The organism is Sphingomonas sp. BRN-1R (assembly GCF_057748035.1).
On sequence record NZ_CM173236.1, the window covers coordinates 370,226 to 383,477 of the forward strand.

Sequence of the window (13,252 nt, forward strand, 5' to 3'; positions counted from 1 at the left end):
TACCCGTCGCTTTTCCCTGCCCGCTGCCCACTCCGGGCATAAACGATCCTATAAGGCAGGGGAACGCCACGACGGCAACGGGAAGAACAGGGAAGTACCGCACACGATGATCGCCGTATTGTCCTGCATCGGCGGCAAGCACGACCACGCCCTGCTGCTGCTCGCCGCGCTGCTGTGCGTCGCCGGATCGGTGGCGGCGATGCGCCTGTTCGTGCGTGCGAGCGGCGTGGAAACGCGCGGGCTGGAGCGGATGGGCTGGCTGTTCCTCGCCGCCGTGGTCGCCGGGTTCGCGATCTGGTGCACGCATTACGTCGCCACGCTCGCCTATGTCGCCATCGTGCCCGATGCGCAGGAGCCGGTGATGGCGGCGGTGTCGCTGCTGATTGCGATCGGCGGCGCCTATGCCGGCTTCACCATCGCCGCGCTGCGCACCGATCGGCGCGCGAGCTGGGCGGGTGGTGCGGTGCTGGGGCTCGCCATCGCGGCGATGCATTATCTTGGCGCAATGGCGTTCGACGTTGGAGAGATCGCGCGCGGGCAGGCCGTCTATGTCGCCGCGTCGGTCGCTCTGGTGCTGACGCTCGGCGCGCTCGCGCTGGCGACGGCGCGCGGTACGGTGCGCCACCTTTCCGCCCGCTGGGCCGCGCCGCTGCTGGTGGCCGCCATCTCCAGCCTGCATTTCACCGGCGTAACCGCGATCGATCCGATGCCGCTGCTTGCGCGCGCGCCGCGCGCGGAAACCGCGGTCATGGCGATCGCGGCGGCGCTGGTCGGGCTGGTGGTGATCGCGGCGGGCGCGATGAGCTGGCTGATCGACCAGCAACTTCGGCGCACGCTTGGCACGCAGCTCAGCCGCATGGCGCTCACCGATCCGCTCACCGGCTTGCCCAACCGCGCCGGCTTCGAGGAGCATCTCGCCGGCAAGATCCTGTGGGCGCAGGAGACGCAGGCGCGGTTCGCGGTGATCTCGATCGACATGGACCGGTTCGATTCGATCAACGATTCCTACGGCCACCTGTTCGGCGATCTCGTGCTGCGTGCCGTCGCCGCGCGGCTGAGCGACGGCGTGGACGAGGGCGAGCGCGTCGCCCGGCTGGCCGGTGACGAGTTCGGCGCGCTCAAGCGCTTCTCCTCGCGGCCCGAGCTTGCCGACTTCCTCGCGCGCATCCGCACCGCCTGCTCCGCGCCGATCGAGATCGAGGGCGTGCGCGTCGAGATCGCCGCCTCGGTCGGCGTGGCGATCTACCCGGACGATTCGCAGTCCGCCGACATGCTGGTCAACAACGCCGCATTGGCGCGCCACCGTGCCACCGGCGATACGCCCTTGTGCTTCTACGACGGCTGCGTCGACGAGGCGGTGCGCAAGCAGCGCTCGCTCGCCTCCGATCTCAAGCTGGCGATCCAGCGTGGTCAGCTCCAGCTCTATTACCAGCCGCAGACCAGCCTCGCCGACGGCACTCTGGTCGGCTACGAATCGCTCGCGCGCTGGCATCATCCGGTGCGGGGCGCGGTCTCTCCCGCCGATTTCATTCCGGCGGCGGAGAAGCACGGGCTGATCGGCACGCTCGGCGACTGGGCGCTGCGCCAGGCGTGCGAGGATGCCGCACAGTGGAGCGGATCGCCCAAGGTCGCGGTCAACGTCTCGCCGAGCCAGCTTGCCGAACCCGACCTGCCGCAGCGTATCCACGAAGCGCTGATGGCCTCGCGGCTGCCGCCCGCGCGGCTCGAGATCGAGCTGACCGAATCGGCGATCATGGCCGATCGCACCCAGGCGCTGCACGCGCTCAGGCGGATCAAGGCGCTCGGCGTGGCGGTCGCGCTCGACGATTTCGGGACCGGCTATTCCTCGCTCGAAGTGCTCGGCTCGTTCCCGTTCGACAAGATCAAGCTCGACCGCTGCTTCGTCGCGCGGATCGAGCAGAGCGGACAGGCGCTCGGCATCGTCCGCGCGGTGCTGGCGATCGGCAAGACGCTCGGCATCCCGGTGCTGGCCGAGGGGATCGAGACGCCCGAGCAATATTCGATCCTGCGCGCCGAAGGGTGCGCGATGGGGCAGGGCTATCTGATGGGTCGCCCGATGCCGCAGCCGCAGGCCGAGGGCCACACGCCCACCGCGCCGCGCCGCGCCGCGGCCGGCTGACCGCGCTCAGGCATCGAGCCGGCGGCCGAGCGCGACGAAGGCGTAGATCAGCGGCGGCACGAGTACCGCCGACAGCAGCACCTTGACGATCATCTGCCCGATCAGCAGCTCGCCGATCGGGAACACGCCGGCAAAGGCGATCGTCACGAACAGCAGCGTGTCGACGATCTGGCTGAGAATGCTCGCCACGCCCGCACGCAGCCAGAGCATCCTGCTGCCCTCGCGCCCCTTCAGCATCGAGAAGAGGGTGACGTTGAGCGTCTGCGAAATGCCGTAGGAGATGATGCCGCCCAGCCAGATGCGCGGCGTACCGCCCATCATCATCGCGAACGCGGTCTGCCGCTCGGGCGTCATGTCGGGCGCGGCGGGCAGCGCCAGCACGAGCAGCGACAGCAGCACCGAGACGACAAGCGGCACGAACCCGAAGCGCACCAGCCGGGTGGCGACCGCGCCGCCGTGCAGTTCGGCGACCGCGCTCGAGGTGATGACGAGCAGCAGGAACGCGGCGATGCCGGCCTCGATCGCGAGTGGCCCCAGCCCCAGCATCGGCCCGATCGCGGAGATGGGGCCAAGCGAGACCTGCTTGTTGCCGAGTACGCCGGCGATGCACACCATGCCGCCGTAGAAGATCGAGAAGGCGAAGAGCGAGCGCGGGATCGCGAGAGGCGGCTTTTGCATCCGCGCGACGCTACCGCGTTTCGCACGCGCGTCAAAGGGTTGGCTCCGGACGCCGTCGCCGCACGCGACGTTAAGCTCTGGCGCGACCGCATCGCGCCTGTATGGTGCGGGCGAAAACGGGCGCCCGGGGGCGGCGTCCCGACGCATGGGCGCGAACGAACCGCATGACCAAATTCCTGACCGGCATCGCCGGCATCGTCGTCATCCTCCTGATCGCGCTCGCGCTCTCCTCCGATCGGCGCGCGATCCGGCCGCGCGTGGTCGGCGCGGCGTTCGGGCTTCAGGTCGCGATCGCGGTGCTGGTGTTGTACGTGCCGATCGGGCGGCAGATCATCCAAGGCATGGCCGAAGGCGTGTCCGCGCTGCTCGGCTATGCGGGCGAGGGAACGCGGGTGATCTTCGGCGATCTCACCAACCCCGCGTGCGTGGTGACGACCGCACAGCCGCTCGGGACGGGCGCGCACCAGCCGCTCGACACCGCCGCTGCGCACTGCGTCTATCCCGCGCATGCCTTCGCATTGGGGGCGCTGCCGGTCATCATCTTCTTCGCGGCGCTGGTTTCGGTGCTCTACCATATCGGTGTGATGCAGCTCGTCGTGCGCTGGATCGGCGGCGCGATCGAGCGGGTGGTCGGCGTCAGCAAGGTCGAGTCGCTGTGCGCGGCCGCCAACATCTTTGTCGGGCAGAGCGAGGCGCCGCTGGTGATCCGCCCGTACCTCGCCGGGCTCGCGCCCTCGCAACTGTTCGCGGTGATGACGGTGGGCATGGCGGGCGTGGCGGGGACGATCCTCGCCGCTTATGCGCTGTTCCTGGGCCCAGGCGCGCTGCCGTATCTGCTCGCCGCGTCGTTTATGTCGGCGCCGGGCGGGCTGCTGATGGCGAAGATCGTCATGCCCGATCCACGCCTGCCCGAAGGCGACCCCGCGCTCGACGGCGCGACCGCGATCGACCTCGAGGACCAGACGATCCGCGCGGTCGAGGCGCCGCATGAGGAGCGCGCCGCCAACGTCATCCAAGCCGCCGCCGAGGGCGCGCGCACCGGCGTGCAGATCGCGGTCGCAGTCGGTGCGATGGTGCTGGCGTTCGTGTCGCTGGTGGCGCTCGCCAACGGTATCCTCGGCGCGGTGGGCGGCATGTTCGGCCACGCGGCGCTGAGCTTCCAGGAAATCCTCGGCGTGGTGTTCGCGCCGGTGGCGTGGCTGCTCAACATACCCTGGAGCGAAGCGCAGGCGGCGGGCGGGTTGCTCGGCACCAAGGTCGTGCTCAACGAATTCGTCGCGTTCGACCAGCTTGGCAAGATGCCGGGGTTGAGCCCGCACACCGTCGCGATCGTCACCTTCGCGCTGTGCGGGTTCGCCAATTTCAGCTCGATCGCGATCCAGATGGCATCGACCGGCAGCCTCGCGCCCAACCAGCGCCCGATGATCGCCAAGCTGGGCCTGCGCGCGCTGGCGGCGGGAAGCCTCGCCAACCTGATGTCGGCGGCGCTGGCCGGGCTGCTGGTCGCCTGATGGCGTGGCGATCCGCCCGGCCGCGGCGGGGGATCGCGCGCGCATCTGGCAGACCCTCGCGCCGGTGATTCGCGCGGGCGAGACCTATGCGCTCGACCGCGAGATGACCGAGGCGGCGGCGCTCGATCATTGGTTCGCGGCGGGCAAGCAGGTGTTCGTCGCCGAGGATGCCGGCACGATCCTCGGCACTTACACGCTGCGCGCCAATCAGGCCGGCGGCGGCGCGCATGTTGCCAATTGCGGCTATGTGACCGCGCCCGAGGCAACCGGACGCGGCGTCGCGCGGGGCATGTGCGCGGATTCGCTGGAGCGGGCGCGGGCGGCAGGGTTCCGGGCGATGCAGTTCAACTTCGTGGTGTCGAGCAACGCGCGGGCGGTGGCGCTGTGGCAGTCCTGCGGATTCGCGGTCGTCGGCACGCTGCCGGGTGCGTTCGCGCATCCCACGCTCGGCGCGGTCGATGCGCTGGTGATGTTCCGCACGCTGTGAGGTGGCGGCCGCGGCCGGGGATCGCCGCGCGGTTCGCCCGGCAGCCCGGCTGCCATTCCGCCGCCTTCGCCAGCTTGCCCGGTGCACCGTCTATCGGTGCAGGGCTGGCGCGGCTTTCCGAACAGCGGGGGGCGACGATCCGCATCCTGTGACGCGCGCAAAAAAAAAGGCCGGTGCGTCGCCGCACCGGCCTAAGGTCGTCCGCAGGAGGAACGCGGTGGGGGGCGAGCGTCTCGGGCCCGCCCCGATCTGGATCAGTTGTAGGCGCGCTCGCCGTGCTCACCGATGTCGAGGCCTTCCAGCTCGACTTCGGGGGAGACACGCAGGCCGGTCAGCGCCTTGGCGATGAAGATGGCGATCACGGTGCCGATCGCGGCCCAGACGATCGTCGTAGCGACCGCTTCGACTTGGACGAGCACCTGATGGCCCATGTTGAAATCGGGCTTGCCGGGTCCGCCGAGCGTCGGGGCATAGACGATGCCGGTGCCGACCGCGCCGATCATGCCGCCGATGCCGTGGACGCCGAATGCGTCGAGCGCGTCGTCATAGCCGAGCTTGGGTTTCAGGAACGAGACCGCATAATAGCACACCACCGAAGCGATCGCGCCGAGGACGATCGCGCCGAACGGCCCGGAATTGCCCGCAGCCGGGGTGACGGCGACGAGGCCGGCGACGATGCCCGAGCAGAAGCCGAGTGCCGAACCCTTGTGGCCGTTGGCCCGCTCGACCAGCATCCACGCCAGCGCCGCAGCGGCGGTCGCGACGAAGGTGTTGATCATGGCGAGACCGGCCGAGCCGTTCGCTTCGAGGGCGGAGCCGGCGTTGAAGCCGAACCAGCCCACCCACAGCAGGCCGGTGCCGATGCCGGTCATCGTCAGCGAGTGCGGCGCCATGCGCTCGGTCGGATAGCCGATACGCTTGCCGAGGATCAGCGCGGAAACCAGCGCCGAGACGCCGGCGTTGATGTGCACCACGGTGCCGCCCGCGAAATCGAGCGCGCCCGCCTTGAAGAACAGCCCCCCCGAAGCCCACACCATGTGCGCGATCGGGAAATAGACGATCGTCAGCCACACCGCGCCGAACACCATCACGGCGGAGAACTTCATGCGCTCCACCACCGAGCCGAGCACGAGCGCGACGGTGATCGCCGCGAACGTCATCTGGAAGCAGATGAAGACATATTCGGGAATGGCGACGCCGGCGGTGAAGGTCGCCGCCGTCGAATCGGGCGTGATGCCCTTCAGGAACGCCTTGCCGAAGCCCGAGACGAAGTCGTTGCCGCCGTCGCCAAAGGCCATCGTATAGCCGTACATCACCCACAGCAGCATCGCGAGGCAGGCGACCGCGCCGATCTGCGTCATGGTCGACAGCATGTTCTTGGCGCGGGTGAGGCCGCCGTAGAACAACGCGAGGCCCGGTACGATCATCATCAGCACGAGCAGCGTGGAGGTCATCATCCACGCGGTATCGCCCTTGTTGACGGTCGGCGCGGGCGTGGCCGCCTGCGCCCAGGCGGGCAGCGCGGCGAACGCCAGCGCGGCGAGGCCGGCGGCGCCGGCGATCTTCAATCCGTGTTTCATCGCTACCCCTCTCACAATGCCGTCTCGTCGGTTTCGCCGGTGCGGATGCGCACCGCCTGCCCGACGTCGAGGACGAAGATCTTGCCGTCGCCGATCGCGCCGGTGTTGGCGGAAGCCTGGATCGATTCGACCACCTTGGCCGCCAGATCGGACGCGCAGACGATCTCGATCTTGATCTTCGGCACCATGTTGGTGCTGTATTCGGCACCGCGATAGATTTCGGTCTGGCCCTTCTGGCGGCCGAAACCCTTCACCTCGGTGACGGTCATGCCCGCGACCCCGATCTCGGTGAGCGCCTCGCGCACCTCGTCGAGCTTGAATGGTTTGATGATGGCAATAACGAGCTTCACTCGACGCCCCCTTTTCGCTTTATCCCGAAAAGGTGTTCAGCAAGCCGCGTGCCAAGTCGAAACGACGCATTTTCGCGCCGGTTGGCAGGAACAAAACCTTATCGCCAGGTAAATTTTGTGCAGTTGCGAGAAACTGCCTGAATTTCAGGCAGCGTCGGCGACGATCCGGCGCGCATCCTCGGCATCATCTTCGTCCACCATCACCCGGACCGGGATGAACAGGTAGCTGCCGTCGGCGATGCTCGCATTGGCATCGAGCGCCAGCGCGGGGATTCCCTCCGCCTCCAGCCGCCCGATCACGATATGCGCTTCGTTGCGATTGAAGCGGCCGATTTCCACGATGGCCATCAGGCGACCACCCGCGGCACGCGCGGATGACCGAGCGGGCATTCGAGCGCGTCGCGGTCCCACCCTGCCAGATCGGCAACGGCATCGTAGCTGCTGTGGCAGAAGGCGAGGATCGCCGCATCCGGGTCGGCGGCGGTGCGGACCGCTTCATACGGCAGGATGAACTCGCCGAGCGTCGTGTCCCACACTGCCTGTTCAGGCGCGATCGCGGCGGCGGCATAGCCCTCGGGCAAAGGATAGGCGTAGGCGTAGAAGGCGGCGGTCGGATAGGCGTCGCTGCCCGGCCAGAAGCCGATGCTCGCTTCCTCGTGGCTATAGGCCTCGCACGTCACATCGTCGGGCAGGCCGGGCACGCCGCCGGGATGGCGCGGCGCGGCGCGGCCCGAGAAGCGCGTCACGGCGAGATCGAAGCTGCCCCAGAAGAAATGCACCGGGCTTGCCTTGCCGAGGAAGCCGGTGCGGAACTGCCCGAACACGCGCGATGTGCGGATCAGCGCCTGCCAGAAGCTGCGCACCGTGTTCGCATCATAGGGGCGGTGCGCGTGATCCTCGGCGAAGGGTGTCGCGTCGGCCATTTCGCTGGGCGTGCCGTCGAAGCTGGCGGGTACGTCGAGATCGCTCAGGCACGCGATCACGGCCGTGTGAAAATCGGCGATGCTGCCGGCGTGAAGGCCGACGCCCCGGCTACGCCCGTCGCTGGTGATGAAGATCAGCCGGTCGTGCAGAAAATCGAAGTCGATCTCGAGGATACGGCCGCCCACCGGAATCGCCGAGGTGGTGAGCCCGCGTGCCGAAACATAGAGCGGCACATGCCAGCTATGGTTGAGCCACGGCGTCAGCGCGAGCCGCACCTTGCCGACGATTTGCGTGCGCAGTTGCAGCGCGATGGCGGTCTCGCGCCATGTCGGCCAATTGAGTTGGGGCCAGTCGTCGTGCATCGCCGTCTCCGTTTGACCCGCATACGGCATGCGCATAGTCTATGCGCATGCTCGTGAAACCGCTATCGCCGCCCAAGCGCCGCTCGGTCAACCTGTCGCTCGACGAAGCGGTGGTGGCGGAGGCCAAGCAATACGGCATCAGCCTGTCGCGTACCAGCGAGGAGGCGCTTGCCAAAGCGGTCAAGGCTGAGCGCTGGCGACGCTGGCAGGAGGAGAACCGCGAGGCGATCGAGGCGAACAATCGCTGGGTCGAGGAGCATGGGCTGCCTCTGGAGAAGTATCGCCTGTTCTGATGGCACAGTTCGAGGTGTTTCTGTTGCCCGATGGCGAGCTGGTCGTCGATTGTCAGTCCGACTTGGTATCAGGGCTGGGAACCCGGCTTGTGGTTCCGCTCCAGACAATTGAGGAGGGTAGCCAGGTATCGGCGCGTCTCAACCCGCTACTGGCGCTCAACGGAGATCGCCTCGTTCTCAAGACGCACTTCGCGACCGCGCTTGATGCACGGCTACTGCGCGAGCGTATCGGGACACTTATCGAGCATGAGTATGCGATTAAAGGCGCGCTCGATTTCCTGATCTCCGGCATCTGAACCTCAGGCGCGGCGTGGCGAAGCCACGCCGTCGGTCCTCGCTGGCGCGAGGCCGGCCGGGCTTCGTGCCGGGCGCGGATTAGCTGCCGCTAATCCGCTGCACGAAGCCTAGACCGCAGTCCCGCCGACCGTAAGCCCCTCGACCAGCAAGGTCGGCTGGCCGACGCCGGCCGGAACCGATTGCCCGCCCTTGCCGCACATGCCGACGCCCTCGTCGAGCGCGAAGTCGTTGCCGATGCCCTTCACCTTGGTGAGGCACGACGGCCCGTCGCCGATCAAAGTCGCGCCCTTGATCGGCGCGCCGATCTTGCCGTTCTCGATGCGGTACGCCTCGGTGCAGGAAAAGACGAACTTGCCCGACACGATGTCGACCTGACCGCCGCCGAACGATTTGGCGAAGATGCCGGTCTTCACGCGGCTGAGCAGCTCGGCGGGATCGTCGTTACCGCCCCGCATGAAGGTGTTGGTCATGCGCGGCATCGGCGCGTGCGCGAAGCTCTCGCGGCGGCCATTGCCGGTCGGGGCGACGCCCATCAGCCGCGCGTTGAGGCGATCATGGATATAGCCCTTGAGGATGCCGTCCTCGATCAGCACGTTTTCCTGGCTGGGCGTGCCCTCGTCATCGATCGACAGCGAGCCGCGCCGGTCCATGATCGAACCGTCGTCGACCACCGTCACGCCGGGCGCAGCGACGCGCTCGCCGATGCGGCCCGAGAAGGCCGAGGTGCCCTTGCGGTTGAAATCGCCCTCCAGCCCGTGGCCGATCGCCTCGTGGAGCAGGATGCCCGGCCAGCCCGGCCCGAGCAGCACGGTCATCTCGCCGGCGGGTGCGGCGACCGAATCGAGGTTCACCACCGCCTGCGCCAGCGCCATGTCGATCGCGCGGTTCCACGTCTCGGCCGCGAACAGATCGGCGTAGAGATAGCGCCCGCCGAGCCCGTGCGTACCGGTCTCGCGCCGGCCGTTCTGTTCGACCACGATCGAGACGTTCAGCCGCACCAGCGGGCGCACGTCGGTCGCGACGAAGCCGTCAGGACGGACGATCTCGACCACCTGCCAGCTTCCCATCAGCGACACCGACACCTGCGCCACACGCGGATCGCGCGCGCGCGCGGCGGCGTCGATCGTCTGGCAGAGGTTCACCTTGTCGGCGAACGGCACCAGATCGAGCGGATCGGCATCGGTATAGAGGTGGCGGTTGGTCGCGCGCGGGGGCGCGGCCTTGGGGCCGGTGGCGGGATCGATCAGCGCCATCGTCTCGGACGCACGGCGGATCGCGTCGGCGGAGAGTTCGTTGGCGTGCGCGAACGCGGTGGTCTCGCCCGATACGGCGCGCAGGCCGAAGCCCGAATGCGTGTCGTAGCTCGCGGTCTTCAACCGCCCGTCGTCGAAGCCGAACGCCTCCGACTTGCGATATTGCAGGTAGAGTTCGCCGTCGTCGGCGCGCGACAATGCGCTTTCGGTGAGCGCCAGCGCCGCATCGGGCGAGAGCTGGCCGTCATGATAGAGGAAGGCGCGCGGATCGGTTGGGCTGGTCATCGCATCAATATAGGGCAGCGAAACGCGATGTCATCACGCCCGCGCGATCAGACGCTGGCGCCATCCGGATGATCGGGCAGCGTCGACTGGTCGACGCCGTCGGCGGGGCCGCCGATGAGGATGAAGCGACGGTCGCAATAGCCACAATCGACATAGCCGGCTTCGTCGATCTCGAGGAACACGCGCGGGTGGCCGAGCGCGGCGCCGCCGGGGATATCGCTCGCGCCGTCACAGGCGACGCGGGGCTGGGAGACGCGGGTGGTTTCGGGCGGTACGATCATGGGCGTTGCGATAGCAAGGAGCCGAAGCGCACTCAATCGCCTTTAGGGTTGCGCCGCACGTTTGAGGGCGTATGCGCGAAACCATGACCGAAGCCGCGATCTCCATCGTCGATCTGTGCAAGACCTATCAGGGCGGCAAGCGCGCGCTCGATGGAGTGACGTTCGATGTGCCGCGCGGGGAGATCTTCGGGCTGCTCGGGCCGAACGGCGCGGGCAAGTCGACGCTCATCAATATCCTGGCGGGGCTCGTCAACAAGACCGGCGGCCATGCCTCGATCTGGGGCTTCGACATCGATCAGCACCCGCGCAACGCCAAGGCGTCGATCGGCATCGTCAACCAGGAGATCACCTTCGATCCCTTCTTCTCGCCTTTCGAGACGCTGGAGATCGCCGCCGGCCTGTACGGCGTGCCGAAGGGCAAGCGCCACTCGATGGAGCTGCTGCGCGCGGTGCATCTCGAGGACAAGGCCAATGCCTATGCCCGCACGCTGTCCGGCGGCATGAAGCGCCGGCTGATGGTTGCCAAGGCGATGACGCATTCGCCGCCGGTGCTGGTGCTCGACGAGCCGACCGCGGGCGTCGACATCGAGCTTCGCCAGCAGCTCTGGGCCTATGTGAAGACGCTCAACGAGCAGGGCGTGACGGTGGTGCTGACCACGCACTATCTCGAAGAGGCCGAGGAGCTGTGCGACCGCATCGCCATCATCAACCACGGTCGCGTCATCGCCAACCAGCCGACCCGCGAGCTGGTCGGCATGGCGCAGGAGAAGATCGTCGCGGTGACGGTCGATCGCGACGTGACCGGCGTGCCGGTGCACGACAGTTTCGAGAAGATCGTGCTGAAGGGCGAGCGTGTGCTCGAGATCACCTATCGCAAGGACCGGGTGAACGCGGGCGGCGTGCTGGCGGCGATCCAGTCCGACGGGTTCGGCATCGTCGACGTCAGCACGCGCGAGGCCGATCTCGAGGACGTGTTCCTCAACCTTACGCGGGCGGCCAACGCGGCCTGATCCCTCTCCCGTTCGTGTCGAGCGAAGTCGAGACACGGAGCCGGGCGCAGGTGTCTCGACTTCGCTCGACACGAACGGAACAAGAGCCGATGGCTGAAGCGCATACCTCCGACGTCCTCGTCATCGGCTCCGGCGCGGCCGGGCTTACCGCCGCGCTCAACCTTGCCGACCACTTCAAGGTGACGGTGCTCGCCAAGGGCAAGCTCGACGAGGGCTCAACCGCCTGGGCGCAGGGTGGAATCGCGGCGGTGCTGGAGCCCGGCGACACGTTCGAGAGCCACATCAACGACACGATGATCGCCGGCGCGGGCCTCAACGATCGCGCCACCGTCGAGTTCGTGGTGGAGAACGCGCCGAAGGCGATCGCGCGGCTGACCGAACTGGGCGTGCCCTTCAACATGGACGGCCCCGAAGGCAATCGGGCGCCGCACCTCACCCGCGAGGGCGGCCATTCGCACCGTCGCATCGTCCATGTCGACGATGCCACCGGCCATGCCGTGCAGGTCGCGTTGCAGACGGCGGCGGAGGCGCATCCCAACATCCGGCTGATCCCCGACATGGTGTGCGTCGATCTCGCCACCAGCAAGCACGAGGAGCGCTATTCGGGCGCTGGCCATGTCTGGGGCGTCTATGCGGTCGACCGCGAGACCGGCCGCGTCGAGCTGTTCACCGCGCGCGCGACCGTGCTGGCGACGGGCGGGGCGGGGCGGACCTACCTGTTCTCGACCGCGCCGCGCGGCGCGACCGGGGACGGCATCGCGATGGCGTGGCGGGCGGGCGCGCGCGTCTCCAACATGGAGATGATGCAGTTCCACCCGACCTGCCTCTACAATCTCGACGTCAAGAACTTCCTCATCACCGAGGCGGTGCGCGGCGAGGGCGGGCACCTGCTGCTGCCTGACAGCGGCTACCGCTTCATGCCCGATTTCGACGCGCGCGCCGAACTTGCGCCACGCGATATCGTCGCGCGTGCGATCGACCATGAGATCAAGCGGCTCGGGCTCGATTACGTCCATCTCGACATCAGCCACCGCGGCCCTGAGTTCATCCACGAGCATTTCCCCAACATCCAGGAGAAGCTGCTCGGCCTCGGCATCGACATGACCAGGGAGCCGATCCCGGTCGTGCCCGCGCAACATTATACCTGCGGCGGCATCGTCATCGACCTCGACGGGCGCACCGATCTGCCCGGCCTCTATGCGGCGGGCGAATGTTCGGAAAGCGGGCTGCACGGCGCCAACCGGCTCGCGTCGAACTCGCTGCTCGAATGTTTCGTGTTCGGCGAGGCGTGCGCGCGCCACATCACCGCGCATTGGGACGATCTGCCGCCGCCACCGCGTATCCGGGCGTGGGACGAGAGCCGCGTCGCCGATTCCGACGAGGAGGTGGTCATCAAGCAGAATTGGACCGAGATCCGCCGCTTCATGTGGAATTACGTCGGCATCGTGCGCACCACCAAACGGCTCGAGCGCGCGCAGCACCGTATCCGCATGCTCACCGACGAGGTGAACGATTATTACGGCCATTTCCGCGTCACGCCCGACCTAATCGAGCTGCGCAACCTGCTCCAGACCGCCGAGCTGATCGTGCGTTCGGCGCTGCACCGCAAGGAAAGCCGGGGACTGCACTATACGCTCGATTACCCGGACATGCTGCCTGAGGCGATCGACACCGTGCTGGTGCCGTAGGCGGCTGCCTGTCGCCGATTTGCGTCGCTTCATCGCTGCGTGAGCCTGCGCAGGGATAATACAATATTGCCAACGCACGAAAGATTCAGCACTTTTGCCGTTCCTGCCAACGG

Annotated in this window: 14 protein-coding genes; 7 read left to right on the forward strand and 7 right to left on the reverse strand. The window is 67.6% G+C overall.

All coding sequences use genetic code 11. The features are described 5' to 3' along the window. Window positions 1–106: 106 nt before the first annotated feature. Window positions 107–2,140: a putative bifunctional diguanylate cyclase/phosphodiesterase gene (locus AC3ANX_RS01750; RefSeq protein ID WP_488335332.1), complete on the forward strand. Its 2,034-nt coding sequence runs from the start codon at window positions 107–109 to the stop codon at window positions 2,138–2,140. Window positions 2,141–2,146: 6 nt separating this feature from the next. Here the strand turns inward: AC3ANX_RS01750 and AC3ANX_RS01755 are convergent, their stop codons facing one another. Further along, window positions 2,147–2,818 carry a queuosine precursor transporter gene (locus AC3ANX_RS01755; protein ID WP_488335333.1) on the reverse strand — a complete coding sequence of 224 codons (672 nt, stop codon included), beginning with the start codon at window positions 2,816–2,818 and terminating at the stop codon, window positions 2,147–2,149. A 164-nt stretch (window positions 2,819–2,982) separates the two neighbouring features. Here AC3ANX_RS01755 and AC3ANX_RS01760 point away from each other — a divergent pair, with 164 nt between their 5' ends. Together AC3ANX_RS01760 and AC3ANX_RS01765 are read left to right on the forward strand one after the other, a co-directional pair. After that, the gene (locus AC3ANX_RS01760; protein WP_488335334.1) at window positions 2,983–4,329 is read left to right on the forward strand and encodes a NupC/NupG family nucleoside CNT transporter; all 1,347 of its coding nucleotides are present in this window, start codon (window positions 2,983–2,985) and stop codon (window positions 4,327–4,329) included. Between the two features lie 4 nt (window positions 4,330–4,333). Further along, window positions 4,334–4,816: a GNAT family N-acetyltransferase gene (locus AC3ANX_RS01765; protein ID WP_488335335.1), complete on the forward strand. Its 483-nt coding sequence runs from the start codon at window positions 4,334–4,336 to the stop codon at window positions 4,814–4,816. Window positions 4,817–5,070: 254 nt separating this feature from the next. Here the strand turns inward: AC3ANX_RS01765 and AC3ANX_RS01770 are convergent, their stop codons facing one another. From AC3ANX_RS01770 to AC3ANX_RS01785, 4 genes are all read right to left on the reverse strand, one after another. After that, window positions 5,071–6,396: an ammonium transporter gene (locus AC3ANX_RS01770; RefSeq protein ID WP_488335336.1), complete on the reverse strand. Its 1,326-nt coding sequence runs from the start codon at window positions 6,394–6,396 to the stop codon at window positions 5,071–5,073. An 11-nt stretch (window positions 6,397–6,407) separates the two neighbouring features. Beyond that, window positions 6,408–6,746 carry a P-II family nitrogen regulator gene (locus AC3ANX_RS01775; RefSeq protein ID WP_488335337.1) on the reverse strand — a complete coding sequence of 113 codons (339 nt, stop codon included), beginning with the start codon at window positions 6,744–6,746 and terminating at the stop codon, window positions 6,408–6,410. 144 nt (window positions 6,747–6,890) lie between these two features. Then, window positions 6,891–7,094 carry a putative signal transducing protein gene (locus AC3ANX_RS01780; protein WP_488335338.1) on the reverse strand — a complete coding sequence of 68 codons (204 nt, stop codon included), beginning with the start codon at window positions 7,092–7,094 and terminating at the stop codon, window positions 6,891–6,893. Continuing rightward, window positions 7,094–8,032, reverse strand: coding sequence for a DUF5996 family protein (locus AC3ANX_RS01785; protein ID WP_488335339.1), 939 nt, complete (start codon window positions 8,030–8,032; stop codon window positions 7,094–7,096). Before AC3ANX_RS01785 ends, AC3ANX_RS01780 begins: the two co-directional genes overlap by 1 nt. Before the next feature lie 41 nt (window positions 8,033–8,073). Between AC3ANX_RS01785 and AC3ANX_RS01790 the strand changes: the two genes are divergently transcribed. Then, window positions 8,074–8,325, forward strand: coding sequence for a type II toxin-antitoxin system CcdA family antitoxin (locus AC3ANX_RS01790; RefSeq protein WP_488335340.1), 252 nt, complete (start codon window positions 8,074–8,076; stop codon window positions 8,323–8,325). Then, entirely contained in the window at window positions 8,325–8,621 is a 297-nt protein-coding gene (locus AC3ANX_RS01795) for a CcdB family protein (RefSeq protein ID WP_488335341.1), read from the forward strand. Before AC3ANX_RS01790 ends, AC3ANX_RS01795 begins: the two co-directional genes overlap by 1 nt. Window positions 8,622–8,729: 108 nt before the next feature. On the opposite strand, the gene tldD is transcribed toward AC3ANX_RS01795, so the two are convergent. Beyond that, a complete protein-coding gene (gene tldD, locus AC3ANX_RS01800; RefSeq protein ID WP_488335342.1) occupies window positions 8,730–10,160 on the reverse strand; it encodes a metalloprotease TldD in 1,431 nt (476 codons plus the stop codon). A gap of 47 nt (window positions 10,161–10,207) precedes the next feature. Next, window positions 10,208–10,441: a zinc-finger domain-containing protein gene (locus AC3ANX_RS01805; RefSeq protein WP_488335343.1), complete on the reverse strand. Its 234-nt coding sequence runs from the start codon at window positions 10,439–10,441 to the stop codon at window positions 10,208–10,210. Between the two features lie 83 nt (window positions 10,442–10,524). On the opposite strand from AC3ANX_RS01805, the gene AC3ANX_RS01810 reads away from it, so the two are divergent. Together AC3ANX_RS01810 and nadB are read left to right on the forward strand one after the other, a co-directional pair. Next, window positions 10,525–11,451: an ABC transporter ATP-binding protein gene (locus AC3ANX_RS01810; protein ID WP_488335344.1), complete on the forward strand. Its 927-nt coding sequence runs from the start codon at window positions 10,525–10,527 to the stop codon at window positions 11,449–11,451. Between the two features lie 89 nt (window positions 11,452–11,540). Beyond that, window positions 11,541–13,139 (forward strand): L-aspartate oxidase, encoded by a 1,599-nt coding sequence (gene nadB / locus AC3ANX_RS01815; RefSeq protein WP_488335345.1) that lies wholly within the window; start codon window positions 11,541–11,543, stop codon window positions 13,137–13,139. The last annotated feature ends 113 nt before the right edge of the window (window positions 13,140–13,252 follow it).